Raw genomic sequence first — 24,610 nt, 5'->3', positions numbered from 1 at the left:
GCTGCCGCACCCCTCCGCCGCGATGTTCGCCCTATCGGGGGATCCACCCCCTCGTGCGGGCCGCTCCTAGCCGTTCCGGCGGACGCCCTCGCCCAGCTGTCCCGCCAGGGTGCGGACCGCCGTGAGCCCGGCGTCGAGGTCGCCCTCCGCGGCCAGCAGGCACTTGACGAATGCGGAGCCGACGATCACCCCGTCCGCGAACCGGGCCACCTCGGCGGCCTGTTGGGCGTTGGAGACGCCGAGCCCCACGCAGACGGGGAGTCCGCGACGGGCACCAGGGGTGGCGCGGGTGCGGGCCACCAGGTCCTCGGCCTCGCGGCCGACGGACTCGCGGGTGCCGGTGACGCCCATGAGGGAGGCGGCGTAGACGAAGCCGCTGCCGGCCGCGGTGATCTTGGCGAGCCGCTCGTCCCGGCTGCTCGGGGCGACCACGAAGACGGTGGCCAGCCCGTGCTGCTCGGCGGCCTTCCGCCACGCCTCGGACTCCTCGACCGGCAGGTCCGGCAGGATGCAGCCGGCGCCGCCCGCCTCGGCGAGATCGGCGGCGAACCGCTCGACGCCGTAGCGGTCGACCGGGTTCCAGTACGTCATGCAGAGCACCGGCGCGCCGGTGGCGGCGTGCACCTCGCGGACCGTGCGGATCACGTCGACGATCTTGACGCCGCCGCGCAGGGCGATGTCGTCGGCGGTCTGGATGACCGGGCCGTCCAGGACCGGGTCGCTGTGCGGGAGGCCGACCTCGACGATGTCGCAGCCGCCGTCGAGCATCTCGGTCATCGCCCGGACACCGCCGTCGACGGTGGGGAAACCGGCCGGGAGGTAGCCGACCAGCGCCGCCCGGTCCTCCTTGCGGGCCTGGGCCAGCACGGACGTCAGCAGTTCGATGTTGCCCGCCATCACTTCTCCCCCTCGCCGTTCCGCGCCGTCTCGGCAGCCTGGTCTGCGTTGTCGTACAGCCCGAAGTAGCGGGCGGCGGTGTCCATGTCCTTGTCGCCGCGGCCGGAGAGGTTCACCAGCAGCAGCCCGTCGGGCCCCAGTTCGCGGCCGACCTCCAGGGCACCGGCCAGCGCGTGGGCGCTCTCGATGGCCGGGATGATGCCCTCGGTCCGCGACAGCAGCCGCAGTGCCTGCATCGCCGCGTCGTCGGTGACCGCGCGGTACTCGGCGCGGCCGGTGTCCTTGAGGTAGGCGTGCTCGGGGCCGATGCCCGGGTAGTCCAGGCCGGCGGAGATCGAGTACGGCTCGGTGATCTGCCCGTCCTCGTCCTGGAGGACGTAGGAGCGCGAGCCGTGCAGGATGCCGGGGGTGCCCTCGGTGAGGGTGGCGGCGTGCTCGCCGGTCTCGATGCCGTGGCCGCCGGGCTCGCAGCCGATCAGCCGGACGCCGGTGTCGGGCAGGAAGGCGTGGAACAGGCCGATGGCGTTGGAGCCGCCGCCGACGCAGGCCAGGGCGACGTCCGGCAGCCGGCCGGCGCGCTCCAGGATCTGGCGGCGGGCCTCGACGCCGATGACCCGGTGGAAGTCGCGGACCAGGGCCGGGAAGGGGTGCGGGCCGGCGACCGTGCCGAAGAGGTAGTGGGTGCGGTCGACGTTGGCGACCCAGTCGCGGAACGCCTCGTTGATGGCGTCCTTGAGGGTGCGGCTGCCGGACGTCACGGAGACGACCTCGGCGCCGAGCATCCGCATCCGGGCGACGTTCAGGGCCTGCCGCCTGGTGTCGATCTCGCCCATGTAGATGGTGCATTCGAGGCCGAAGAGGGCGCAGGCGGTGGCGGTGGCGACGCCGTGCTGGCCGGCGCCGGTCTCGGCGATGACCCGGGTCTTGCCCATCCGCTTGGTGAGCAGCGCCTGGCCCAGCACGTTGTTGATCTTGTGCGAGCCGGTGTGGTTGAGGTCCTCGCGCTTGAGGAACACCCGGGCCCCGCCGGCGTGTTCGGCGAACCGCGGCACCTCGGTGAGCGCGCTGGGGCGCCCGGTGTAGTTGACCATCAGCTCGTCGAGCTCGGCGGCGAACGCCGGGTCGGACTTGGCCTTTTCGTACTCGGCGGCGACCTCGTCGACCGCGGCGACCAGCGCCTCGGGGATGAACTTGCCGCCGAAGGCGCCGAAGTAGCCCTCGGCGCTGGGCACATGGCCTTCCGGGTCGGGAAGGAAGAAACGGGAACTGCCGGAGGACATCTGAGCACTCCTCGACCGGGGCCTACCGCCCCGGAGGTCCGGTATATCGGGATGACATGGCGGGTGCTGCGCGCTGGCGCGTCGCCCTTACGGGGACGGACGCGTCAGCGCGCGGTCCCCGGGCGCCATCGCGTCCCGTTGATCTGGCCCGGTTCGGAGCCGATGTGGTACCGCACCCGCCGTCCGCGGACCCGGCGTGCGGGGGCCCGGCAGCCGCGGTGCCACGAGGGCAGCGCCGAGAACTTGGCCTCGGGGCGGCGGCGGACGGCGGTCATGTCGGTGGTCCCTGTCTCCTCGGTCCGGCCGGTCAGTCCCGGCCGTGCCGGATCGCCGGGTGGGAGCCCGCCGCGACCAGGTCGGCGACCGCGGTCCTGGGGTCCTTGCCGGTGACCAGCGACTCGCCCACCAGCACGGCGTCGGCGCCCTCGTTGGCGTACGCGATCAGGTCGTGCGGGCCGCGCACCCCGGACTCGGCGACCTTGACGATGTGGTCGGGGATCTCGGGGGCGACCCGGGCGAAGGTGTTCCGGTCGACCTCAAGGGTCTTGAGGTCGCGGGCGTTGACCCCGATGATCCGGGCGCCGGCGTCCACCGCGCGGGCGACCTCCTCCTCGTCGTGCGCCTCGACCAGCGGCGTCAGCCCGATCGACTCGGCCCGCTCGATGAGCGAGACCAGCGCCTCCTGCTCCAGCGCGGCGACGATCAGCAGCGCCAGGTCGGCACCGTAGGCACGGGCCTCCCACAGCTGGTAGGCGGTGACGATGAAGTCCTTGCGCAGGACGGGGATGTCGACCTTGGCGCGGACCGCCTCCAGGTCGGCCAGCGAGCCCCCGAAGCGGCGCTGCTCGGTGAGTACGGAGATGACGGCGGCGCCGCCCGCTTCGTAGTCGGCGGCCAGGCCCGCGGGGTCGGCGATCGCGGCGAGCGCGCCCTTGGACGGGCTGGACCGCTTGACCTCGCAGATCACCGTGACGCTCTCGCCCTTGAGGGCGGCGACACCGTCCTTCGCCGGGCGCGCCTTGCGGGCCCGCTCCTTGAGCTCGTCGAGGCTGACGCGCGCCTGCCGCTCTGCGAGGTCGGCGCGGACTCCGTCGATGATCTCATCGAGCACGCTCACGCGAGCGGCCTCCTTCTTGAACGGTGGAGGGGACAGTGACCTGCGGGACTCAACCACTGCCCCAGCTGGTTCTCCGATGGTATCCGCCGCGGGGCGCAGGTCCCGCATCCGGTGGAGCGCGGTCCCACTACCTGGACATCTCCAGGATTCGCGGGGATTTGTCGCGGTGTGCGGTTCACGGGTGCAGCCCGGCGCCGAAGGGGAGGTTGCGGACCGCGGTGAAGGCCAGCAGCAGCCCGCCCAGCGCCCACCAGTGGCCGGGGCGCGGGCGCGGCCCGGCCGTCCGGCGTCCGCGTGCGGCGCGGGTGAACCAGACCGGCCAGAAGAGCGCGAAGGCGGCGTAGCCGGCCACCGCGAGGGCGTTGTCCCCCAGGGCCGCGGCGAGGTCGCCGTGTGCGACGGCGTGGGCGCTGCGCAGGCCGCCGCAGGCCGGACAGTAGATGCCGGTGAGGTGCAGCAGCGGGCAGACGGGGTAGTGGCCGGGTTCGTTGGGGTCGACGGCGCCGACCCCGGCGAAGGCGGCGGTGAGCGCTGCGAGCGTGGCCACCGGCGCGACGAGACGCCGCAGCGGGCCGCGGAATCCGTCCGGCCGCGCCGGGACCACTGGATCGCTCACGGTGCCGATGCTGCTACCGCATGCGCGAAGGCGCAGCTTCTCGGCCGCCATATGGGGGGCGGGCACGGACGGCCGGTGCGCCGTGGGCGGGCGTACGGGCCGGGAAGCGGCGCCTTCGGGGGTGTTCCGGGGGTGTCGAGCGGGGGACTCAGCCCTCCTGCGGCTGCGCCTTGGCCACCGGCTTCGCCGCGCGCTTGGGCTCCTGGCCGAGGCCGGCCGCGCGCATCAGGCCACCCACCACGGCACCGGCGCCGATCAGCACGATGCCCGCCCAGAATCCGGGCACGTTCGCCATCACGATGAAGGCTCCCGAGACGCAGAAGCCGATGAACGAGATGATGACGCCGGTCCAGGCGGCGGGGGTGTGTCCGTGGCCACTGCTCGACATTGAGTGCTCCTCGTTACTCGGTCGCGCCGGGGTACGGGCGCGGAAATCTCGTCGTCCATTGTCACCGATGGCGCGCGGAGCACTTTTACCGGGTGGGGTCCTCACCGCGGTCCAGGGACTTCCAGATCTCCTCCGGGCGGTCCAGGTCCGGCGGCGCCGGGGCGCGCCGCGGTCCGCGGGCGCCGCCGGGGGTGCGCTCGTAACGGCCCGACATCGCGGGCCAGTAGCGCCCGTAGACCAGGGCCAGCACGCCGGCGAGGAGCAGCAGGAGACCGCCGCCGGCGCCGACCCACGGCCAGACGGTGTGCGTGACGTGATGCACATCGGCACCGGTCATCCCGACCGCGTCGGACGCCTTCTCGCGGAGCGCGGAGGTGTCGGAGTTGCCGAGCGCCGCGGCGACGGCGACGCCCAGGCCGCTGAGCGCCAGCAGCGCGGCGACCGCGATCCGGCCGGTCCGGCGGACCGCGAAGACGGCGACCAGCGCGGCCAGCCCGACCACGGCCAGCGCGCCGGGCACGCCGGTGACATCGGCGCCGGTCACGGTGCGCGGCAGCTCGCCCTGGGCCAGCACCGCGTTGCCCTGCGCCCAGGTGCGGCCGGAGGCCAGCAGTGCCAGGCCGGCGCCGGCGGCGCCGAGGAGCAGCGCGAGGGCGAGGCTGCGCATCGCACTGCGCGCGGGCCGGGCGGTCGCGGGCTCGGCGCCGGACTCGCCGCCGGGCTCGGTGTCGGTACGGGACTGGGGTGCGGCACTCACGCGTACCACTATCGCCTACGGGCCGGTGCGGCCCGTCGCGCGGGGGTGCGGCCGGTCATGTGCCCAGGTGGTTGGCGGTGTGCACGGCGCGCAGCACGGCCGCGGCCTTGTTTCGGCACTCGGTGTCCTCGGCGACCGGGTCGGAGTCGGCGACGATGCCGGCGCCGGCCTGGACGTAGGCGGTGCCGTCCCGCAGCAGGGCGGTGCGGATCGCGATGGCGGTGTCGGAATCGCCGGCGAAGTCGAGGTAGCCGACGCAGCCGCCGTAGAGCCCGCGCCGGGTCGGCTCCAGCTCCTCGATGATCTGCATCGCGCGCGGCTTGGGGGCGCCGGAGAGGGTGCCGGCGGGGAAGCAGGCGGTGAGCACGTCGAAGGCGGTACGGCCCTCGGCGACCGTCCCGGTCACCGTCGAGACGATGTGCATGACGTGGCTGTAGCGCTCGACGGACATGAAGTCGACGACCTCGACGCTGCCCGGCTCGCAGACCCGGCCCAGGTCGTTGCGGCCGAGGTCGACCAGCATCAGGTGCTCGGCGCGCTCCTTGGGGTCGGCCATCAGCTCGTCGGCCAGCGCCTGGTCCTCCTGGACGGTCGCGCCGCGCGGGCGGGTGCCTGCGATCGGGTGCACCATCGCCTGGCCGCCCTCGACCTTCACCAGCGCCTCCGGGCTGGAGCCGACCACGTCGAACGCGCCGCCGTCGCCGTCCTCGAAGCGGAACAGGTACATGTACGGGCTGGGGTTGGTCGCGCGCAGTACCCGGTAGACGTCCAACGCGCTTGCCGTGCAGGGGGTTTCGAACCGCTGGGAGGGCACCACCTGGAACGCCTCGCCCGCCCGGATGCGCTCCTTGACGTCGTCGACGGCCGCCATGAACGCCTCGGCGCCCCACTTGCCGCTGTACGGGGGCACCGCGGACGGCGGCAGCGCGGCGGCGCTCGCGGGGGCGGGGCGGGCGAGGTCGTCGGCCATGGTGTCCAGGCGGGCCACCGCGTCCGCGTACGCCTCGTCGACGCCGGTCTCCTGGTCGTTGTGGTTGATCGCGTTGGCGATCAGCAGGACCGTGCCGCTCCAGTGGTCGAAGACCGCGAGGTCGGAGGTGAGGAGCATGGTCAGCTCGGGCAGCCGGAGGTCGTCGGTGGTGGAGTCGCCGATCCGCTCCAGGTGGCGCACGACGTCGTAGCCGAGGTAGCCGACCATGCCGCCGGTGAACGGGGGCAGTCCCGCGCCCTCGATGAGGTCGTGGGGAGTGTGCAGGGCCTCGACGGTGGCGCGCAGCGCGGCGAGCGGGTCACCACCGGTGGGCACGCCGACCGGCGGGGTGCCGAGCCAGTGCGCCTGCCCGTCGCGGGCGGTCAGCGTCGCGGCGCTGCGGACGCCGATGAACGAGTACCGCGACCACGTACGGCCGTTCTCGGCGGATTCGAGGAGGAAGGTGCCGGGGCGCTCGGCCGCGAGCTTGCGGTAGAGCCCGACCGGGGTGTCGCCGTCCGCCAGCAGGCGCCGGGTGACGGGGATGACCCGCCGGTCCTTGGCGAGGGTGCGGAAGGTGTCGAGGTCCGGATTGGCGGTGCCGGTGGTTCCCGTGGTCATGGGAGCGGAGCCTACTGGTCGCCGGCCGGCCCGCTCGCCAGTACGTCGGCGTCGAAGCAGGTGCGGTCGCCGGTGTGGCAGGCCGCGCCGACCTGGTCGACCTTGACCAGCACGGTGTCGGCGTCGCAGTCCAGGGCCACGGACTTGACGTACTGGACGTGCCCGGAGGTGTCGCCCTTGACCCAGTACTCCTGGCGGCTGCGGGACCAGTACGTGCAGCGGCCGGTGGTGAGCGTGCGGCGCAGCGCCTCGTCGTCCATCCAGCCGAGCATCAGCACCTCGCCGGTGTCGTACTGCTGGGCGATCGCGGGGACCAGGCCGTCGGCGCCGCGCTTGAGGCGGGCGGCGATGGCGGGATCCAGCTGCGGCGAGGTGGGAGAACCGGTCATGCGTCCATTGTGCCGTGCGGCATGCTGCCGCTATGCATCAGCAGCCGCCGGCAGAGCCGCCGCCACCGCCGGACCCGGACCGTGTCGCGAAGGTCGCGGTGCGGGTGCTGGTGGCGGTGTTCGCGGCGGCGGCGGTGGCGGCCGTGCTGGTGGTGACATGGGTGCTGCGGAGCTGACGGCCGGCGGGTGCGGCGGCCGGGGGCGCGCCGTGGCAGGGGATGCCGGGCGGTCGTAGGCTGGCCGTATGTCGACCCATGCGAAGCGTGAACGGCTCCTTCTGGCCGACCTGTTGGAGAGCGCGGGCCCCGAGGCCCCGACGCTGTGCGAGAACTGGACGGCGCGGGATCTGGCCGCGCACGTGGTGGTGCGCGAGCGGCGCGCCGACGCGTCCGCGGGGATCCTCGTCAAGCCGTTGGCGGCGCGGCTGGAGCGGGTGCAGGCGGAGTTCGCGGCGAAGCCGTACGAGGAGCTGATCCAGCTGATCAGGACCGGGCCGCCGAGGATGTCGCCGTTCGCGCTCAAGCAGATCGACGAGGCGTCGAACACGGTCGAGTTCTATGTGCACGCCGAGGACGTACGGCGCGCCCAGCCGGACTGGGCGCCGCGCGAGCTGGACCCGGTCTTCTCGGACGCGCTGTGGGCGCGGCTGGAGCGGGCGGCGCGGGTGCTGGGCCGGAAGGCGCCGGTCGGGCTGGTGCTGCGGCGGCCGGACGGGCAGACGGCGGTGGCCCACCGGGGCACCCCGGTGGTGACGGTCACCGGCGAGCCGGGCGAGCTGACGCTGTTCGCGTTCGGGCGGCAGGACGCGGCGCATGTGGAGCTGGACGGGGACCAGGACGCGGTCGCCAGGGTGCTGGAGGCGAGGCTGGGCGTCTGAGCGCGCCCGCCGCCCCGCCGCCCGGCGGTGTCAGGACGTCCCCAGGTCCAGGTGCTTCATGAGGATGCGCTCCAGCTCGCGGGCGGCCCGCGGCGGGGAGACGTCGCCGCGGTGCGCGACGGAGACCACCCGGTGCATGCCGGGGGTGGCGAAGCGGGTGACGCGCAGCCCGGAGCGTTCGGCGACCATGCTGGGGACGACGGCGATGCCGAGGCCGGCGCGGACGAAGCCGAGGACCGCGTCCATCTCGCCGCCCTCGACGGTGAAGGTGGGTTCGAAGCCAGCCGCCCGGCAGGCCGCGGTGGTGAATTCCCGCAGGTCGTAGCCGCGGCGGAACATGGCCAGCGGCCGGCCGCGCAGGTCCTCGACGCGGATCCGGGTGCGCCGGCCGCCCACCGGGGCGGGGCGGTCCGGGGCGGAGACCACCACCAGCTCCTCGCGCAGCAGGTCGGAGGTGGCCAGCGCCGGGGCCTGCCCGGGCAGCGGCGTGATGATCAGGGCCAGGTCCAGCTCGCCGTCGGCCAGCGCGCGTACGAGGTCCTGGGAGCCGTCCTCGGTGACGATCAGGTCGACGCCCGGGTAGGTGGCGTGGAAGGCGCTCAGGACATCGGGGACGAGGCTGGCGCAGAGGCTGGGCGGGGCTCCGAGGCGGAGCCGGCCGCGGCGCAGCTGGGCGACCTCCTGGACCTCGCGGCGGGCGGTCTCGGTGTCGGCGAGGATGCGGCGGGCCAGCGGCAGCAGGGTCTCGCCGGCGTCGGTGAGGGTGATGTGGCCGCGCGCGCGGTGGAACAGCTCGGCGCCCAACTCCCGTTCCAGGGACCGGATCTGCTGGGACAGGGAGGGCTGGGCGACGTGTTCGCGCTCGGCGGCGCGGGTGAAGTGGCGGGTGTCGGCCACGGCGGTGAAGTAGCGGAGCTGCTGCAGCTGCATAAGGGGAATATAAAGCAACGATAGGCCACGCCTATCGAGATGAGCCGCACCATGTCTTGGACTGATCGGCGGCACCGTCCCTACCGTCGGGACCCATGGCACTGGACACAAGGACGGATCGACGGCCGTCCTTCACGGGCGTTCTGTGGCGCTCGACCGTCGGCAAGAAGACGGCGATGGCCGTCAGCGGCATCGTGATGCTGCTGTATCTGGTCGTCCACATGATGGGCAACCTCAAGATCTTCTTCGGGCCCCCGGACTTCAACGCCTACGCCGCCTGGCTGCGCACCATCGGCGAGCCCTTCCTGCACCACGAGTGGTTCCTGTGGCTCGCCCGGGTGGTGCTGGTCGCCGCGGTCGTCACGCACGCGGTGGCCGCCTACCAGCTCAGCCGCCGGGACATCGCCGCACGCCCGGCCAAGTATGCGCACCAGCGCCGCCGCGCGAGCTACGCCACCCGCACCATGCGCTGGGGAGGCGTCATCCTCGGCCTGTTCATCGTCTGGCACATCCTGGACCTGACGACGCTGACGGTGAACCCGCGCGCCGAGGCCGGCCACCCGTACGAGAACGTCGTGGCGACCTTCTCCACCTGGTACGGCGACGTGATCTACATCGTGGCGATGCTCGCGCTCGGCCTGCACGTCCGGCACGGCTTCTGGAGCGCCGCGCAGACCCTGGGCGCCAACCGGCCCGGCCGCGACCGGCTGCTCAAGGGCCTGGCGAACGTCCTCGCCGCCGTCCTGACCGCCGGCTTCATCGCCGTCCCCGTCTCCGTGATGACCGGAGTAGTGAGCTGACATGAGTTCGTACACCGACTACGCGACCGGCGCGCCGGTCGCCGACACCAAGGCGCCCGCCGGGCCGGTCCACGAGCGCTGGGACACCCGCCGCTTCGAGGCGAAGCTGGTCAACCCGGCCAACCGCCGCAAGCACACGGTGATCGTCGTCGGCACCGGCCTGGCGGGCGGCGCGGCCGGCGCCACGCTCGCCGAACAGGGCTACCACGTCGAGCAGTTCTGCTACCAGGACTCGCCGCGCCGGGCGCACTCCATCGCCGCGCAGGGCGGCATCAACGCCGCGAAGAACTACCGCAACGACGGCGACTCCGTCCACCGGCTGTTCTACGACACCGTCAAGGGCGGCGACTTCCGCGCCCGCGAGTCCAACGTGCACCGGCTCGCGCAGATCTCCGTCGAGATCATCGACCAGTGCGTGGCCCAGGGCGTGCCGTTCGCCCGGGAGTACGGCGGGCTGCTGGACACCCGCTCGTTCGGCGGCGTCCAGGTCTCCCGTACCTTCTACGCCCGCGGCCAGACCGGGCAGCAGCTGCTGCTCGGCGCCTACCAGGCGCTCTCCCAGCAGATCGCGGCCGGCACCGTCCGGCTGCACCCCCGTACCGAGATGCTCGACCTGATCGTCGTCGACGGCCGGGCCCGCGGCATCGTCGCCCGCGACCTGGTCACCGGCGAGATCACCTCGTACGTCGCGGACGCGGTGGTGCTGGCGTCCGGCGGCTACGGCAACGTCTTCTACCTGTCGACGAACGCCATGAACTCCAACGCCACGGCCATCTGGCGGGCGCACCGCCGTGGCGCGTACTTCGCCAACCCCTGCTTCACCCAGATCCACCCGACCTGCATCCCGCGCACCGGCGACCACCAGTCCAAGCTGACGCTGATGAGCGAGTCGCTGCGCAACGACGGCCGCATCTGGGTCCCGAAGGCGCAGGGCGACAGCCGCCCGCCGGCCGAGATCCCCGAGGACGAGCGGGACTACTACCTGGAGCGGATCTACCCGTCGTTCGGCAACCTCGTCCCGCGCGACATCGCCTCCCGCGCGGCGAAGAACGTCTGCGACGAGGGCCGTGGTGTCGGGCCCGGGGGCCAGGGCGTCTACCTCGACTTCGCCGACGCCATCGCGCGGATGGGCCGCAAGGCCGTGGAGGCCAGGTACGGCAACCTCTTCGACATGTACGCCCGGATCACCGCCGAGGACCCGTACACGGTCCCGATGCGGATCTACCCGGCCGTGCACTACACCATGGGCGGGCTGTGGGTCGACTACGACCTCCAGACCACGATCCCGGGCCTGTTCGCGGTCGGCGAGGCCAACTTCTCCGACCACGGCGCCAACCGCCTGGGCGCGAGCGCGCTGATGCAGGGCCTGGCCGACGGCTACTTCGTCCTCCCCTCCACGATCAACGACTACCTGGCGCGCCACCCGCGTCAGGAGGCCGTCACCGCCGAGCACCCGGTGGTCCGGGAGGTGCTGGCCGAGACCGAGGACCGGCTCAACCTGCTGCTCGCCGTCGACGGCGACCGCACCCCCGACTCCTTCCACCGCGAACTCGGCGAACTCCTGTGGGAGTACTGCGGGATGGCCCGCACCGACCAGGGGCTGCGCAAGGCCCTCGACCGGATCCCGCAGATCCGCGAGGAGTTCTGGCGCCGCATCAAGGTGCCCGGTACGGGCCAGGAGTTCAACCAGTCGCTGGAGAAGGCGAACCGCGTCGTCGACTACCTGGAGCTCGCCGAGCTGATGTGCCTCGACGCCCTGCACCGCGCCGAGTCCTGCGGCGGCCACTTCCGTGAGGAGTCCCAGACCCCGGACGGCGAGGCCGCCCGCGACGACGAGGCGTTCTCCTACGTCGCGGCCTGGGAATACGGGGGGTCCGGGGATCGCCCCCCGGGTGAGCACGGCACCGGGACCGGCGCGGCCCCCACCCTCCACAAGGAAGACCTGGTCTTCGAGTACGTCCACCCCACTCAGCGGAGCTACGCATGAGGCTCACCCTGCGCGTCTGGCGCCAGAAGAACGCCGCCGCCCCCGGCACCATGACCCCCTACGAGGTCGACGGCGTCTCGCCGGACATGTCGTTCCTCGAAATGCTCGACACCCTCAACGAGCGGCTGATCCTGGACGGTGACGATCCGGTCGCCTTCGACCACGACTGCCGCGAGGGGATCTGCGGCGCGTGCAGCCTGGTCATCAACGGCGACGCCCACGGGCCGGAGCGGACCACCACCTGCCAGCTGCACATGCGGTCGTTCTCCGACGGCGACACCATCGACATCGAGCCCTGGCGCGCCGCGGCCTTCCCGGTCGTCAAGGACCTGGTCGTCGACCGCTCCGCCTTCGACCGGATCATCCAGTCCGGCGGCTACATCACCGCGCCCACCGGCTCCGCCCCCGAGGCGCACGCCACCGCCGTCCCCAAGCCGGCCGCCGACACCGCCTTCGAGCACGCCGAGTGCATCGGCTGCGGCGCGTGCGTGGCGGCCTGCCCCAACGGCTCGGCGATGCTCTTCACCTCCGCCAAGGTCGTCCATCTCAACTCGCTGCCGCAGGGCGCCCCGGAGCGGGAGTCCCGGGTCCTGGACATGGTCGGCCAGATGGACGCCGAGGGCTTCGGCGGCTGCACCAACACCGGCGAATGCGCCACCGCCTGCCCGAAGGGCATACCGCTCTTCAGCATCGCGACGATGAACCGGGAGTTCGTCCGGGCGGCCCGGAAGCGCTGACCGGCGGGGCCGGGCCGTGCTGGACGGGCCCGGCCCGGCGGTCCTTCAGCGGACCGGGTGCCCCGCCTCGCGCAGGGCCTCCTTGACCTGGCCGATGCGCAGGTCGCCGAAGTGGAAGACGGAGGCGGCCAGCACCGCGTCGGCGCCGGCGGCGACCGCCGGGGCGAAGTCGCCGAGCTTTCCGGCGCCGCCGGAGGCGATGACCGGCACGGAGACGTGCCTGCGGACCGCCTCGATCATCTCCACGTCGTAGCCGTCCTTGGTGCCGTCGGCGTCCATGGAGTTGAGCAGGATCTCGCCGGCGCCCAGCTCGGCGGCGCGGTGCGCCCACTCGACGGCGTCGATGCCGGCCGAGCGGCGACCGCCGTGGGTGGTGACCTCGAAGGAGCCCGCGGCGGTGCGGCGGGCGTCGACGGAGAGCACCAGCACCTGGCTGCCGAAGCGTTCGGCGATCTCCCGGATCAGGTCGGGGCGGGCGATCGCGGCGGTGTTGACGCCGACCTTGTCGGCGCCGGCGCGCAGCAGCCGGTCGACGTCCTCGGCCGTGCGGACGCCGCCGCCGACGGTGAGCGGGATGAAGACCTGCTCGGCGGTGCGCCGGACGACGTCGTAGGTCGTCTCGCGGTTGCCGGAGGAGGCGGTGATGTCGAGGAAGGTCAACTCGTCGGCGCCCTCCTGGCCGTAGACCTTCGCCATCTCGACGGGGTCGCCCGCGTCGCGCAGGTTCTGGAAGTTGACGCCCTTGACGACGCGGCCGTTGTCGACGTCCAGGCAGGGGATGACGCGGACCGCCAGGGTCATGTCGGTTCAGCCCTCTCTGACAGTTTCCCGGGACGCGTCCCGGAAGGCTTCTAGTTCTACTTCGACGAGTACGCGGGAGTCGACGAAGCCGGAGACCACGACCATGGTCGCGGCGGGCGGCGCGGCCTCGAAGAGCTCGCGGTGGGCGCGGCCGGCCGCGTCCACATCGCGCAGGTGGGTCAGGTACACACGGGTGCGCAGCACGTCCGCGGCGCCCAGGCCGAAGGGTTTGAGCGCCGCCAGCGCGTTGCCGAAGGCGACCCTGGTCTGGACGTAGGGGTCGCCCTCCCCTTGGAGGACGCCGCCGACCAGCGGCAGGGTGCCGGCGACCAGGACGCGGTCGCCGGCCGCCACGGCGCGCGCGAAGCCAAGGGTCTCTTCCCAGGGACTGTCGGTCCGTACGCGCTCGATGGTCATGACGCCGCCTTCCCGTTGACCGTTACGACACTGCTGCCAGTGCCTCTTCCAGGGTGAACGCCTTCGCGTAGAGCGCCTTGCCGACGATGGCGCCCTCGACACCCTCCGGCACCAGGGTCGCGATCGCCCGCAGGTCGTCCAGGGAGGAGACGCCGCCGGAGGCGACGACCGGGCGGTCGGTGGCCGCGCAGACGTTCTTGAGGAGTTCCAGGTTGGGGCCCTGGAGGGTGCCGTCCTTGTTGATGTCGGTGACGACGTAGCGGGCGCAGCCCTCGGAGTCCAGGCGGGCCAGCGTCTCGTAGAGGTCGCCGCCGTCGCGGGTCCAGCCGCGTCCGCGCAGGGTCGTGCCGCGCACGTCCAGGCCGACCGCGATCCGGTCGCCGTACTCGGCGATGATCTTGGCGACCCAGTCGGGGTCCTCCAGCGCGGCGGTGCCGATGTTGACGCGGGTGCAGCCGGTCGCCAGGGCGGCGGCCAGCGAGTCGTCGTCGCGGATACCGCCGGACAGCTCCACCTTGATGTCCATGGAGCGGGCGACCTCGGCGATCTGCGCACGGTTGTCGCCGGTGCCGAACGCGGCGTCCAGGTCGACCAGGTGCAGCCATTCGGCGCCGGCCCGCTGCCAGGTGAGAGCGGCCTGGAGCGGGTCGCCGTAGGAGGTCTCGGAGCCGGACTCGCCGTGCACCAGGCGGACCGCCTGGCCGTCGCGGACGTCCACTGCGGGGAGGAGTTCGAGCTGCTTCGCGGAGGGGGACATCACAGGGTCTCGATCCAGTTGGTCAGGAGCTGGGCGCCGGCGTCGCCGGACTTCTCGGGGTGGAACTGGGTGGCCCACAGCGGGCCGTTCTCGACCGCGGCCACGAACGGCTCCCCGTGGGTGGCCCAGGTGACCTTCGGCGCGGCGATACTGGTGCTGCCGACCTCCAGCTCCCAGTCGTGGACCGCGTAGGAGTGCACGAAGTAGTAGCGGGCGTCGGCGGGCAGCCCGGCGAAGAGCCGCGAGCCCTCGGCGGCGCGGACGGTGTTCCAGCCCATGTGCGGGACGACCTCGGCCTTGAGCGGGCCGACCGTGCCGGGCCACTCGTCCAGGCCCTCGGTCTCCACACCGTGCTCGATGCCGCGGCCGAAGAGGATCTGCATCCCGACGCAGATACCCATCACCGGACGGCCGCCGGACAGCCGGCGGCCCACGATCCAGTCACCGCGGGCCTCCTTGAGACCGCGCATGCAGGCGGCGAACGCGCCGACGCCGGGGACCAGCAGCCCGTCGGCCTTCATGGCCGTGTCGTAGTCGCGGGTGACCTCCACGTCCGCGCCGACATGGGCCAGGGCGCGCTCGGCGGACCGGATGTTGCCGAAGCCGTAGTCGAAGACGACGACCTTCTTACGGGGTGCCGAGGCGGTCAATTCCACACCCCCAGCCGCATCACACCGGCGACCAGGCACATCCCGGAGGCGATGGCCATGAGCGTGATGACGCTCTTGGGCAGCTTCTGCTTCCAGAAGGAGTAGACCCCGCCGACGAGGAAGAGGCCCACGAGGATGAAGACGGTGGACAGGCCGTTCATCAGAGGGCGCCCTTCGTCGAAGGAAGGATGCCGGCGGCGCGCGGGTCGCGCTCGCTGGCGTAGCGCAGGGCCCGGGCCAGCGCCTTGAACTGGCACTCCACGATGTGGTGGGCGTTGCGCCCGTAGGGCACGTGGATGTGCAGCGCGATCTGCGCCTGGGCGACGAAGGACTCGAAGATGTGCCGGGTCATCGTCGTGTCGTAGGTGCCTATCATCGGCGCCATGTGCTCCGGCTCGGTGTGCACCAGGTACGGGCGGCCGGAGAGGTCGACAGTGACCTGGGCGAGCGACTCGTCCAGCGGGACGGTGCAGTTGCCGAAGCGGTAGATGCCGACCTTGTCGCCGAGGGCCTGCTTGAAGGCGGCACCCAGCGCGAGGGCGGTGTCCTCGATGGTGTGGTGGGTGTCGATGTGCAGATCGCCGTCGGTCTTGACCTTGAGGTCGAAGAGGCCGTGCCGGCCGAGCTGGTCGAGCATGTGGTCGTAGAAGCCGACACCGGTCGACACGTCGACCTGGCCCGTGCCGTCGAGGTCGATCTCGACCAGAACCGTCGTCTCCTTGGTGGTGCGCTCCACGCGCCCCACGCGGGCGGTGGCCCCGCTCATCGCTTGTTCTCCTTCAGGATGCGTTCTTTCCACACCGTGCGAACCGCGTCGAGGAACGCGTCGTTCTCGGCCGGGGTGCCGGCGGTGACCCGCAGCCAGCCCGGTACGCCGTTGTCACGGACGAGTACGCCGTGGTCGAGGAGCGCCTGCCAGACGGCGTGCGCGTCGTCGAAGAGGCCGAACTGGACGAAGTTGGCGTCCGAGGCGACGACCTGGCAGCCGATCGCCCGCAGTTCGTCGACCAGGCGGTCCCGCTCGCTCTTGAGCTGCTCGACGTACTTCAGGAGTGTGTCGGTGTGCTCCAGGGCGGCGAGCGCGGTGGCCTGGGTGACGGACGAGAGGTGGTACGGCAGCCGGACCAGCTGGACGGCGTCGACCACGGCGGGGTCGGCGGCCAGATAGCCCAGCCGCAGCCCGGCGGCGCCGAACGCCTTGGACATCGTCCGGGAGAGCACCAGGTTCGGCCGGCCCTCGATCAGCGGCAGCAGCGAGGGGCGGTGGCTGAACTCGCCGTACGCCTCGTCGACGACGACCAGCGCCCCGGCCGAGTCCGCCCTGGCGGCCTGTGCGGCCTCGTACAGCGCCAGGACGGTGTCCGCCTCGACGGCGGTGCCGGTCGGGTTGTTCGGCGAGCAGATGAAGACCACGTCGGGCTTGCGCTCGGCGATGGCCGCCTTCGCCGCCTCGACGTCGATGGTGAAGTCGTCGCACCGCGGTCCGGAGATCCAGCCGGTGCCGGTGCCGCGCGAGATCAGCCCGTGCATGGAGTACGAGGGCTCGAACCCGATGGCGGTGCGGCCGGGGCCGCCGAAGGTCTGGAGCAGCTGCTGGATGATCTCGTTGGAGCCGTTGGCGGCCCAGACCTGGGCGGCGGTGACCTCATGGCCGGCGGTGCGGGTGAGGTAGCCGGCCAGCGCGGTGCGCAGCTCGACCGCGTCCCGGTCGGGGTAGCGGTTCAGCTGCCGGGCGGCTTCGGTGACCCGCTCGGCGATCCGCCGGACCAGCGGCTCGGGGAGCGGGTAGGGGTTCTCGTTGGTGTTGAGGCGCACCGGGACGTCCAACTGCGGCGCGCCGTAAGGGGACTTGCCGCGCAGCTCGTCCCGGATGGGGAGCTCGTCCATCCTGGACACGGGGGTGTTCTTCGTCACGTACGTGCTCACTTGCTCTGGGGGACCGTCCAGCCGAACCTTGCCTTCACCGCCGCGCCGTGGGCCGGGAGGTCCTCGGCCTCGGCGAGGGTCACCACATGGTGGGCGACCTCGGCCAGCGCCTCGCGCGAGTAGTCCACGACGTGGATGCCGCGCAGGAACGACTGCACCGACAGCCCGGAGGAGTGGCAGGCGCAGCCGCCGGTGGGCAGGACGTGGTTGGAGCCGGCGCAGTAGTCGCCGAGCGACACCGGGGAGTGCGGGCCGACGAAGATCGCGCCGGCGTTGCGGACCCGGGCGGCGACCGCGGCGGCGTCGGCGGTCTGGATCTCCAGGTGCTCGGCGCCGTACGCGTCCACGACCTTCAGGCCGGCGTCCAGGCCGTCGACGAGGACGATCGCGGACTGCCGGCCGGAGAGTGCCGGCACGATCCGGTCCTCGGTGTGCTTGGTGGCCGCGATCTGCGGCCGCAGCTCCTTCTCGGTGCGCTCGGCCAGCTCCGCCGAGTCGGTGACCAGCACGGCGGCGGCCATCGGGTCGTGCTCGGCCTGGCTGATCAGGTCGGCGGCGAGGTGCACCGGGTCGGCGGTGTCGTCGGCGAGGATGGCGATCTCGGTGGGCCCGGCCTCGGAGTCGATGCCGATCCGGCCCTTGAGGAGGCGCTTGGCGGCGGCGACGTAGATGTTGCCGGGGCCGGTGACGAGGTTGGCCGGGGCGCACTCGTCGGTGCCGTACGCGAACATCGCGATGGCCTGGGCGCCGCCGGCGGCGTAGACCTCGTCCACGCCGAGGAGGGCGCAGGCGGCCAGGATCGTCGGGTGCGGCAGGCCGCCGAACTCCGCCTGCGGCGGGGAGGCCACGGCCAGCGACTCGACGCCGGCCTCCTGCGCCGGGACCACGTTCATGACGACGGAGGAGGGGTACACCGACCGGCCGCCGGGCACGTACAGCCCGACCCGCTCGACCGGGACCCAGCGCTCGGTGACCGTGCCGCCGGGGACGACCCGCGTCGTGACGTCGCTGCGGCGCTGCTCGCGGTGGACGATCCGGGCGCGCCGGATCGACTCCTCCAGGGCGGCCCGCACGGCCGGGTCCAGCGCGGCGAGGGCGTCGCGCAGCGCCTCGGCCGGGACCTTCACCCGCTCGATCTCGACCCCGTCGAACCGCCGCGCGTACTCGATCAGCGCCGCGGTGCCGCGATGGCGTACGTCCTCGCAGATGGGCCGCACTTTCTCCAGGGCGGCTTCCACGTCGAACTCGGCACGGGGCAGCAGGTCGCGCAGGGCGCCGCCCTCGGGGAGGGCGTCACCGCGCAGGTCGATTCGGGAGATCACCCCACCAGTGTCTCAGACCCGCTCTCGGGGCCGAGCGGCCGTATCACTCAGTGATACGCAGTGACGCACGGCGCGCACCGCCGCGACCCGGCCCCGCGAAGTTGACCGGAGTTGGCCCTGACCACGCGTGTTCAACCGGTCACGAGGCGGGCAAGGGGACGGTGCGGGCGTACGGGGGGCATCCGTGGGGCGGGCGGGAAGACGGCCGCCGGGATGCGTCCGAACAGGTAGTGCGGCCCCGCGGGGCCGCAGCACGGTACGCGGCACGGCACACACCGGCATCGCACGGCACACAGGCACGCACAGCAAGGGGGATCCACCGTGACCGGAGCCAGGGACGGCGACGCGCCCGCCGACCTGCGACTGACCTCGGCGGAATGGAGCATGTGGCAGGCGTTCCGCAACGGCAGTACCTGCGATCTGCACACCCGCGAGGCGTCCCGCGACGATCCGCACGGGCAGCATCTGTGGGGCCCGGAGCGCCGGGTACGGGCCCGGATACTGGCGCTGCTGCTGCTCGACGGGCCGCCGGCGCAGCCCGGCCGGGTCTCCGCACTCAAGCTGACCGGTGCGTACATAACGGACACTCTCGACCTTGCGGGCGGCACGATCAAGCCATTCGTGGAGCTGCGGGACTGCCGCTTCGAGGCGGAGGTGCTGCTGCCGGAGAGCCGGTTCACCACGCTGCGGATGGCGAACTGCGCGATACCCCGGCTGGAGGCGGCCCGGCTGCACACCGAGGGCGATCTGCACCTGCCGCGCTGCGTGGTGCAGTCCGGCATCAGGCTGACGGACGCGCACATCGGCACCGACCTGATGCTCAACCAGGCCGTGGTGCACAAGGACCGGCAGGGCCGCTCGATCACGGCGGACGGGATGACCGTCGGCCAGGACCTCCAGGCCGAGATGCTGGAGTCGCACGGCGAGCTGTCGCTGCGCGGCGCCACCGTGGGGGTGTCGCTGAGCCTGCGCGGCAGCCACCTGAGCAATCCGTTCGGCCGCCGGGCGCTGAACGCCCCCCAGCTGACCGTCGAGCGCACCCTGTACCTGACCGCCGCCGGCCTGGCCAACTCCCCGTTCTCCAGCGGCGCCACACCCCCGTACGGCATCACCCACACCCCCGCGCGCGGCACGCGGATGCAGCGCTTCGAGTGCGAGGGCGGGGTGCGGCTGGACGACGGGCGGTTCGGGGACGCGGTGGACCTGGAGCACGCCCGGTTCGTGATGGAGTCCGACCAGGAGCTGTCGCTGCGCCGCATCCACACCCCGGAGTTGCGGTTCCTGGGCGAGCGCCCGCAGCGCGGCCGGGTGATCCTCTCCGGCGCCCGGGTCGTCAACCTCGTCGACAAGTCGGCGAGCTGGCCGGGGCTGGGCGGGCTGATGATGGCCGGCTTCTCCTACGAGACGCTGATCCCGCGCGGCCACTTCCCGCTCGCGCAGCGGCTCCAGTGGGTGGCCGCGGCGACCCCCGAGTACGCGCCCGAGCCGTACGAGATGCTGGCCGCCTCGCTGCGCGCGATGGGCGAGGACGCGGACGCCCGGGAGGTGCAGCTGGCCAAGCAACGGCGGCGCCGCGAGACGCTGCCGCTGGCGGCGAAGGCGTGGGGGTTCCTCCAGGACTGGACGGTGGCCTACGGCTACCGGCCGGGGCGGGCCGCGCTGTGGATGGCGGTCCTGTGGGCGATCGGCACCGCGTACTTCTCCGCCTATCCTCCACCGCTCCTCAAGCACGACGAGGCGCCGCACTGGAACCCGTACCTCTACTCGCTGGATCTGCTGCTGCCGCTGGTCGATCTCCATCAGGGCGAACTCTGGGCGCCGGCCGGCCTCGCCCAGTGGGTGGCGGCGGTGATGATCCTGGCAGGGTGGGTGCTGGCGACGACCATGGCGACCGGTGCGTCCCGGCTGCTGCAACGGCAATAGCACCGGTACGGGGACGGGGTGGTGGCCCGCGCCGCCGCAGGCTCTAGGCTTACCGGCTGTGACCTCCGTTCGCCTGCCGCTCTTCCCCCTCAACTCGGTGCTGTTCCCGGGACTGGTGCTCCCGCTGAACGTCTTCGAGGCGCGGTACCGGGCGATGATGCGCGATCTCCAGGCCGCGCCCGAGGACGACCGCCGGTTCGCGGTGATCGCCATCCGGGACGGCCGCGAGGTCGCGCCCACCGCGCCCGGACTGCCGGACGCCACCCTCCCGGCCGGCGACGGCCCGGCCGCGGGCTTCGGCGACGAGCCGATCCGGGCGTTCCACGCCGTCGGCTGCGTCGCGGACGCGGCGACCATCCGGGAGAAGTCCGCCGGATCCGGCTCCGACCCCGGCTACGAGGTCCTGGCCACCGGCACCACCCGCTTCCGGCTGCACTCGGTCGACGCCTCCGGCCCGTATCTGACGGCCGAGCTGACGGAGCTGGCGGAGGACCAGGGCGAGGGCGCGGGCGTGCTGGCGTCGGGCGTCGTCCGGGCCTTCCGCACGTACCAGAAGCGGCTGGCCTGGGCACACGAGCGGACCCTGTCCAGCGGCCAGGACCTGCCCGCCGACCCGTCGGTGCTGTCGTACCTCGTCGCCGCGGCGGCCGTCCTGGACGTGCCCGCCAAGCAACAGCTGCTGGAGGCGCCGGACACCGCGGCCCGGCTCGGGCAGGAGCTGAAGCTGCTTCGCCACGAGTCGGCGCTGCTCGATAAGCTCCCGTCGCTGCCGGCCGTGGACCTGACCCGGCAGCCGACCAGCCCCAACTGACGTGCGGCGGCCGGGAGTCCGGGCGGCCGCACAGCGCGGGGGTGCCGGTCGCGCGCTCCCGGGTCCGGGTTCCGTACGAGTGAGGCGACACCGCGGTGGCGAAGAAGACGAAGCAGGGCAGGAAGAGCGGCCAGCAGTCCGGCGGCACCCCGGCGACGGTGGCGCTGGCCGCGTCCGGGGTCCCGTTCACGGTGCACGCCTACGAGCACGATCCGGCCGCCGCGTCGTACGGCGAGGAGGCCGCCGAGGCGCTCGGGGTCTCCCCCGACCAGGTGTTCAAGACGCTGCTCGCGGATGTCGACGGCACCCTCACGGTCGCCGTGGTGCCGGTCTCCGGCTCGCTCGACCTGAAGGCGCTGGCCGCCGCGGTGGGCGGCAAGCGGGCCGCGATGGCCGATCCGGCGGCCGCCGAGCGCAGCACCGGCTACGTCCTGGGCGGGATCTCCCCGCTCGGCCAGCGCAGGCGGCTGCGCACGGTCGTCGACGCCTCGGCGCAGGGCCGGCCGACGGTATGCGTCTCGGCGGGGCGGCGCGGCCTGGAGGTCGAGCTGGCGCCGGACGACCTGGTCGCGCTGACGGACGCGCGGATCGCGCCGATCGCCCGCGGCTGACCGCCGCCGGACATGGCCGGCGCACGCCCTTTACGGCACGGCCTCCCTTCGCTATTCCTCGGCTACGACCGGGGAGGAGGCACGCCATGTCGAAGAGGACCCGCAAGCGGAAGTGGCGCATCAGGAAGGGCCGGGCCAATCACGGGCGCCGGCCGTCCTGAGGCACGGCAGGCACGTCCTGGAGGAAGGACCCACCGGCCGGGCGTCAACCGCCGGCCGGTGGCTCCTGCTGCGACTCCTGCCGCGGCTCGTGGTGCGACTCCTGCTGCGGCTCGTGGTGCGACTCCTGCTGCGGCCGGTCGGACCAGTCCGGCCACTCCGGCTCCGGGTCGCGCGGCCCGAACAGCCCGACCAGCGCCAGCAGCGTCAGCATCGACGCGATCGGCCAGGCCAGCAGCGCGCCCTTCGCCTGCAGCCGCAGCGGGCCGTCGAAGACCACCCCGGGCCCGACCTGCCGGGCGTGCGCGACCACGTCCGACGTGGGCCCCAGCCACATCCCGACCAGCCAGCCGAGCCCGGCGCCCAGCAGCCCGCCGACGACCAGCGAGACCACCAGCGGGATCCCGCCGCGCCGCCGGAAGTAGAAGACCGCGGCGGCGGTCACCACGCCGAAGGCCAGGCCCAGCAGGACGAAGGTGCCGTCCGCGCCGATCGCCTCCTCGCCCTCGGTGTTCTTGAGGTAGACGTTGTGGGTGTCCGCGACCAGCGGGATGCGCGGCGCCAGCCAGGCCCACAGCACCCCCAGCAGCGCCCCGCTCAGCGCCACCAGCAGCGCGATCAGCGCGCCCTCGCGCAGCTCGCGGGCGCGTTCGGGGCCGCCGCCGGCCGGTGCGGCGTCGGGGCCCGGATCGGACGGGTGCGGTACTTCGGACGGCTGGCCGTCGGGAGGCGTCTGCGGTGCGGTCACCCCGTCATCGTGCCAGGTCGGCGCCGTGGCCCCGGCAGCAGGAGGCCCGGTCGGGCCCGTCGCGCCGGTCACCGGGCCGCCGCCCGGCGGTAGGCCCAGGTCGCGACGGCCAGCGAGAGCACCCCGACGGCGGCGCAGACGCCCAGGTCGGCGCAGACCTCGAACCAGTCGGGACGCGGCGCGAAGCTGTGCGCCAGCGCCTCCACCCCGTAGGTCGAGGGCAGCAGATCGCGCGCCCAGCCGATCGCCTCGGGCATCCGCCCGGCCGGCAGCACGCCCAGCAGCAGCGCCGCCGACATGCCCAACTGGCCGCCGAGGGTGGCCAGTTCCTGGCGCGGCGCGAGCAGCCCGAGGGCCGCGCCGAGACCGGACAGCGCCGCCCCCGACAGCGGGACGACGGCGACCAGCACCCACAGATGGGCCATCGGCAGCTGGAAGAGCAGCGAGCCGACGACCGCGGTGGCCACCGTCCCCGGCACCGTGAACGAGGCGTACGCGCCGGCCGCCCCGAGCACCACGGCGGCCGGCGGCACCGGCAGCGTCGCGTAGTGGTCGAGCCCGCCGCCGGCCCGCAGCTGGCCGAAGTACTGCGCCAGCAGGTTGAGCGCCACGAAGGCGACGACCAGCACGGCGGAGCCGGATACCACCGACCGGGCCGCGTCGCCGCCGCTGACCACACCGCGCAGCAGCACCATGATCCCGACGGACTGGAAGGTGGCGACGAACAGCAGCGGTATCCGGGCGACCCGGGCCCGGGAGAGCTGGGCCCGGTAGACGGCGCCCAGTGCGGGCAGCAGCCGGGCCCGCGGCGCCAGCGGGGCGGCGCGGCCGTCGTCCGGCCACGCCCCGGCCCCGGCCACCGCCTGCGCGGGAACCACACTCACGTCGTCACCCAGCTCTCGTCGTCGTCTCGCCGTCCCGGCATCGTCGCCGGGAGCCCGGACCGCGCGCCGCCGCGCGCCGCACCGCTCACGCCTTCACCAGCCCCTCCGCGCGCCCGCCCAGCGCCAGACCGCCATCCCCCGGGGGCAACCCCCGGACCCCCGGCCGGCCGCCGACGCCCCTCACGCCTTCACCAATCCTTCAGCGCGCCCGCCCAACGCCAGGTACACGTCCTCCAGGCTCGGCGTGGCCAGGGTGAAGTCGTCGAGGGCCGCGAAGGCGGGGCCCGTGGTGACCGCGGTGACCGCGGAGCGGGCCTGGTCGGCGGGGAGGCGGAGGGTCCAGCGGCGGCCGGAGGTGCGGGCGGCGGCACCGAGGGCGGCGATCTCGGGGACGTCGAGCGGGGGGCGGTCCCGCCAGACCAGCTCCAGCCGGACCTCCTCCCCCACCAGTTCCTTCAGGCCGCCGGGTGTGTCGCAGGCGATGACCCGGCCGCGGTCGATCACCGCGACCCGGTCGAGCACGCTCTCGGCCTCCAGGACGTTGTGGGTGACCAGGAGGACGGTGGCGCCGCGCTCGGCCCGGCGGCGGTCCACCGCGGCCCACACGGCACGCCGGGCGACCGGGTCCATCCCGGTGGTCGGCTCGTCCAGCACCAGCAGCGGCCGTTCGCCGATCAGCGCGGTGGCGAAGCAGGCCAGCCGCCGCTGCCCGCCGGACAGCTTCTTCAGCGCCCGACCGGCGAGGTCCGCCAGGCCCAGCTCGTCGATCACCGCGTCCCGTTCTGCGCGCGCCTCGCGGGTGCCCAGGCCGCGCAGCCGGCCGGTGGTCTCCACGGCCAGGGCGACGGTCAGCTCGTCGAGCGCGGTGGACTCCTGCCCCAGGTAGCCGAGCAGCCGGGCGGCCCGCTCGGGGTGGCGGACCAGGTCGTGGCCCAGTACGGAGATGCTCCCGGAGTCCGGTCGCAGCAGCCCGGTCAGCTGGCGGACCAGGGTGGACTTGCCGGCGCCGTTGGGCCCGAGCAGCCCGAAGATCTCGCCGCGCCGTACGTCGAGGGTGATGCCGTCACTGGCGCGTACCGCAGGCGCCTGCGCCGCGCCGCGCCGCCCGCGCAGCGCGGGGTAGGTCTTGACCAGGTCCCGCACGGCGCACACCGGCACGCCGCGCTCCACCTGCATTGCGCCCGTCTTCACGAGCTACGAGGGTACGCCGCCCCGCCCGGCGCCCGGCCCGCGGG

The 24,610-nt window shown here is 73.3% G+C and carries 29 protein-coding genes; 8 read left to right on the top strand and 21 right to left on the bottom strand.

Annotation, left to right across the window (positions count from 1 at the left end):
* Nucleotides 1-66 precede the first annotated feature (66 nt).
* The 9 genes from trpA to hisI all read right to left on the bottom strand — a co-directional run bounded on the left by trpA (nucleotide 67) and on the right by hisI (nucleotide 7,035).
* A complete protein-coding gene (gene trpA / locus GR130_RS09885; protein ID WP_159504358.1) occupies nucleotides 67-897 on the bottom strand; it encodes a tryptophan synthase subunit alpha in 831 nt (276 codons plus the stop codon).
* Nucleotides 897-2,177 (bottom strand): tryptophan synthase subunit beta, encoded by a 1,281-nt coding sequence (trpB, locus tag GR130_RS09880; RefSeq protein WP_159504357.1) that lies wholly within the window; start codon nucleotides 2,175-2,177, stop codon nucleotides 897-899. The genes trpA and trpB overlap by 1 nt, the downstream gene beginning before the upstream one ends.
* A 104-nt stretch (nucleotides 2,178-2,281) precedes the next feature.
* The gene (trpM, locus tag GR130_RS39745) at nucleotides 2,282-2,452 is read right to left on the bottom strand and encodes a tryptophan biosynthesis modulator TrpM (protein ID WP_201304853.1); all 171 of its coding nucleotides are present in this window, start codon (nucleotides 2,450-2,452) and stop codon (nucleotides 2,282-2,284) included.
* Between the two features lie 32 nt (nucleotides 2,453-2,484).
* Nucleotides 2,485-3,294 (bottom strand): indole-3-glycerol phosphate synthase TrpC, encoded by an 810-nt coding sequence (gene trpC / locus GR130_RS09875; protein ID WP_159504356.1) that lies wholly within the window; start codon nucleotides 3,292-3,294, stop codon nucleotides 2,485-2,487.
* Nucleotides 3,295-3,469: 175 nt separating this feature from the next.
* On the bottom strand, nucleotides 3,470-3,910 hold the full coding sequence (locus GR130_RS09870; protein WP_236572963.1) for a DUF2752 domain-containing protein: 441 nt from the start codon (nucleotides 3,908-3,910) through the stop codon (nucleotides 3,470-3,472).
* A 148-nt stretch (nucleotides 3,911-4,058) separates the two neighbouring features.
* Nucleotides 4,059-4,298 carry an HGxxPAAW family protein gene (locus tag GR130_RS09865; protein WP_159504355.1) on the bottom strand — a complete coding sequence of 80 codons (240 nt, stop codon included), beginning with the start codon at nucleotides 4,296-4,298 and terminating at the stop codon, nucleotides 4,059-4,061.
* 85 nt (nucleotides 4,299-4,383) lie between these two features.
* Nucleotides 4,384-5,055, bottom strand: a complete 672-nt coding sequence (locus GR130_RS09860; RefSeq protein WP_159504354.1) for a TIGR02234 family membrane protein — start codon at nucleotides 5,053-5,055, stop codon at nucleotides 4,384-4,386.
* A 55-nt stretch (nucleotides 5,056-5,110) separates the two neighbouring features.
* Nucleotides 5,111-6,646: an anthranilate synthase component I gene (locus GR130_RS09855; RefSeq protein WP_159504353.1), complete on the bottom strand. Its 1,536-nt coding sequence runs from the start codon at nucleotides 6,644-6,646 to the stop codon at nucleotides 5,111-5,113.
* 11 nt (nucleotides 6,647-6,657) lie between these two features.
* Entirely contained in the window at nucleotides 6,658-7,035 is a 378-nt protein-coding gene (hisI, locus tag GR130_RS09850) for a phosphoribosyl-AMP cyclohydrolase (RefSeq protein ID WP_159504352.1), read from the bottom strand.
* 32 nt (nucleotides 7,036-7,067) lie between these two features.
* Between hisI and GR130_RS09845 the strand changes: the two genes are divergently transcribed.
* Together GR130_RS09845 and GR130_RS09840 are read left to right on the top strand one after the other, a co-directional pair.
* Complete coding sequence (locus GR130_RS09845; protein WP_159504351.1) at nucleotides 7,068-7,211, top strand: hypothetical protein; 144 nt, start codon at nucleotides 7,068-7,070, stop codon at nucleotides 7,209-7,211.
* A 68-nt stretch (nucleotides 7,212-7,279) separates the two neighbouring features.
* A complete protein-coding gene (locus GR130_RS09840; protein ID WP_159504350.1) occupies nucleotides 7,280-7,912 on the top strand; it encodes a TIGR03085 family metal-binding protein in 633 nt (210 codons plus the stop codon).
* Nucleotides 7,913-7,942: 30 nt separating this feature from the next.
* On the opposite strand, the gene GR130_RS09835 is transcribed toward GR130_RS09840, so the two are convergent.
* The gene (locus GR130_RS09835; RefSeq protein WP_159504349.1) at nucleotides 7,943-8,842 is read right to left on the bottom strand and encodes a LysR family transcriptional regulator; all 900 of its coding nucleotides are present in this window, start codon (nucleotides 8,840-8,842) and stop codon (nucleotides 7,943-7,945) included.
* 95 nt (nucleotides 8,843-8,937) lie between these two features.
* Here GR130_RS09835 and GR130_RS09830 point away from each other — a divergent pair, with 95 nt between their 5' ends.
* Genes GR130_RS09830 through GR130_RS09820 form a run of 3 tightly spaced genes read left to right on the top strand, consistent with a single transcriptional unit; the run spans nucleotide 8,938 to nucleotide 12,366 of the window.
* Entirely contained in the window at nucleotides 8,938-9,642 is a 705-nt protein-coding gene (locus GR130_RS09830) for a succinate dehydrogenase (protein ID WP_159504348.1), read from the top strand.
* Between the two features lies 1 nt (nucleotide 9,643).
* Nucleotides 9,644-11,629: a fumarate reductase/succinate dehydrogenase flavoprotein subunit gene (locus GR130_RS09825; RefSeq protein WP_159504347.1), complete on the top strand. Its 1,986-nt coding sequence runs from the start codon at nucleotides 9,644-9,646 to the stop codon at nucleotides 11,627-11,629.
* The gene (locus GR130_RS09820; RefSeq protein ID WP_159504346.1) at nucleotides 11,626-12,366 is read left to right on the top strand and encodes a succinate dehydrogenase/fumarate reductase iron-sulfur subunit; all 741 of its coding nucleotides are present in this window, start codon (nucleotides 11,626-11,628) and stop codon (nucleotides 12,364-12,366) included. The genes GR130_RS09825 and GR130_RS09820 overlap by 4 nt, the downstream gene beginning before the upstream one ends.
* A gap of 45 nt (nucleotides 12,367-12,411) precedes the next feature.
* Here the strand turns inward: GR130_RS09820 and hisF are convergent, their stop codons facing one another.
* From hisF to hisD, 8 genes are read right to left on the bottom strand one after another with little or no spacing between them, the layout of a single operon-like run.
* Complete coding sequence (gene hisF, locus GR130_RS09815; protein ID WP_159504345.1) at nucleotides 12,412-13,167, bottom strand: imidazole glycerol phosphate synthase subunit HisF; 756 nt, start codon at nucleotides 13,165-13,167, stop codon at nucleotides 12,412-12,414.
* Between the two features lie 6 nt (nucleotides 13,168-13,173).
* Entirely contained in the window at nucleotides 13,174-13,584 is a 411-nt protein-coding gene (locus tag GR130_RS09810) for a RidA family protein (RefSeq protein ID WP_159504344.1), read from the bottom strand.
* A 22-nt stretch (nucleotides 13,585-13,606) separates the two neighbouring features.
* A complete protein-coding gene (priA, locus tag GR130_RS09805; RefSeq protein WP_159504343.1) occupies nucleotides 13,607-14,341 on the bottom strand; it encodes a bifunctional 1-(5-phosphoribosyl)-5-((5-phosphoribosylamino)methylideneamino)imidazole-4-carboxamide isomerase/phosphoribosylanthranilate isomerase PriA in 735 nt (244 codons plus the stop codon).
* Nucleotides 14,341-14,991 carry an imidazole glycerol phosphate synthase subunit HisH gene (hisH, locus tag GR130_RS09800; protein WP_159504342.1) on the bottom strand — a complete coding sequence of 217 codons (651 nt, stop codon included), beginning with the start codon at nucleotides 14,989-14,991 and terminating at the stop codon, nucleotides 14,341-14,343. The genes priA and hisH overlap by 1 nt, the downstream gene beginning before the upstream one ends.
* A complete protein-coding gene (locus GR130_RS39740) occupies nucleotides 14,988-15,152 on the bottom strand; it encodes a hypothetical protein (RefSeq protein WP_201304852.1) in 165 nt (54 codons plus the stop codon). Before GR130_RS39740 ends, hisH begins: the two co-directional genes overlap by 4 nt.
* A complete protein-coding gene (gene hisB, locus GR130_RS09795; protein ID WP_159504341.1) occupies nucleotides 15,152-15,757 on the bottom strand; it encodes an imidazoleglycerol-phosphate dehydratase HisB in 606 nt (201 codons plus the stop codon). Before hisB ends, GR130_RS39740 begins: the two co-directional genes overlap by 1 nt.
* Complete coding sequence (locus GR130_RS09790) at nucleotides 15,754-16,887, bottom strand: histidinol-phosphate transaminase (RefSeq protein WP_159509867.1); 1,134 nt, start codon at nucleotides 16,885-16,887, stop codon at nucleotides 15,754-15,756. Before GR130_RS09790 ends, hisB begins: the two co-directional genes overlap by 4 nt.
* A 26-nt stretch (nucleotides 16,888-16,913) precedes the next feature.
* A complete protein-coding gene (gene hisD, locus GR130_RS09785) occupies nucleotides 16,914-18,239 on the bottom strand; it encodes a histidinol dehydrogenase (protein ID WP_159504340.1) in 1,326 nt (441 codons plus the stop codon).
* A 321-nt stretch (nucleotides 18,240-18,560) separates the two neighbouring features.
* Between hisD and GR130_RS09780 the strand changes: the two genes are divergently transcribed.
* The 3 genes from GR130_RS09780 to ybaK all read left to right on the top strand — a co-directional run bounded on the left by GR130_RS09780 (nucleotide 18,561) and on the right by ybaK (nucleotide 21,584).
* Nucleotides 18,561-20,162, top strand: coding sequence for an oxidoreductase (locus tag GR130_RS09780; protein WP_159504339.1), 1,602 nt, complete (start codon nucleotides 18,561-18,563; stop codon nucleotides 20,160-20,162).
* 58 nt (nucleotides 20,163-20,220) lie between these two features.
* The gene (locus GR130_RS09775; protein WP_159504338.1) at nucleotides 20,221-20,973 is read left to right on the top strand and encodes an LON peptidase substrate-binding domain-containing protein; all 753 of its coding nucleotides are present in this window, start codon (nucleotides 20,221-20,223) and stop codon (nucleotides 20,971-20,973) included.
* A 95-nt stretch (nucleotides 20,974-21,068) separates the two neighbouring features.
* Nucleotides 21,069-21,584 (top strand): Cys-tRNA(Pro) deacylase, encoded by a 516-nt coding sequence (gene ybaK / locus GR130_RS09770; RefSeq protein WP_159504337.1) that lies wholly within the window; start codon nucleotides 21,069-21,071, stop codon nucleotides 21,582-21,584.
* A 205-nt stretch (nucleotides 21,585-21,789) separates the two neighbouring features.
* On the opposite strand, the gene GR130_RS09765 is transcribed toward ybaK, so the two are convergent.
* The 3 genes from GR130_RS09765 to GR130_RS09755 all read right to left on the bottom strand — a co-directional run bounded on the left by GR130_RS09765 (nucleotide 21,790) and on the right by GR130_RS09755 (nucleotide 24,551).
* Nucleotides 21,790-22,491 carry an ABC transporter permease gene (locus GR130_RS09765; protein WP_236572962.1) on the bottom strand — a complete coding sequence of 234 codons (702 nt, stop codon included), beginning with the start codon at nucleotides 22,489-22,491 and terminating at the stop codon, nucleotides 21,790-21,792.
* Nucleotides 22,492-22,559: 68 nt separating this feature from the next.
* On the bottom strand, nucleotides 22,560-23,369 hold the full coding sequence (locus GR130_RS09760) for an ABC transporter permease (protein WP_159509866.1): 810 nt from the start codon (nucleotides 23,367-23,369) through the stop codon (nucleotides 22,560-22,562).
* 186 nt (nucleotides 23,370-23,555) lie between these two features.
* On the bottom strand, nucleotides 23,556-24,551 hold the full coding sequence (locus GR130_RS09755) for an ABC transporter ATP-binding protein (RefSeq protein ID WP_159509865.1): 996 nt from the start codon (nucleotides 24,549-24,551) through the stop codon (nucleotides 23,556-23,558).
* Nucleotides 24,552-24,610 lie beyond the last annotated feature (59 nt).

It is taken from the genome of Streptomyces sp. GS7 (genome assembly GCF_009834125.1).
Lineage (GTDB): Bacteria > Actinomycetota > Actinomycetes > Streptomycetales > Streptomycetaceae > Streptomyces.
Note: the sequence above shows the minus strand (reverse complement) of the source record. Positions and strands in the feature narration are given on the sequence as shown.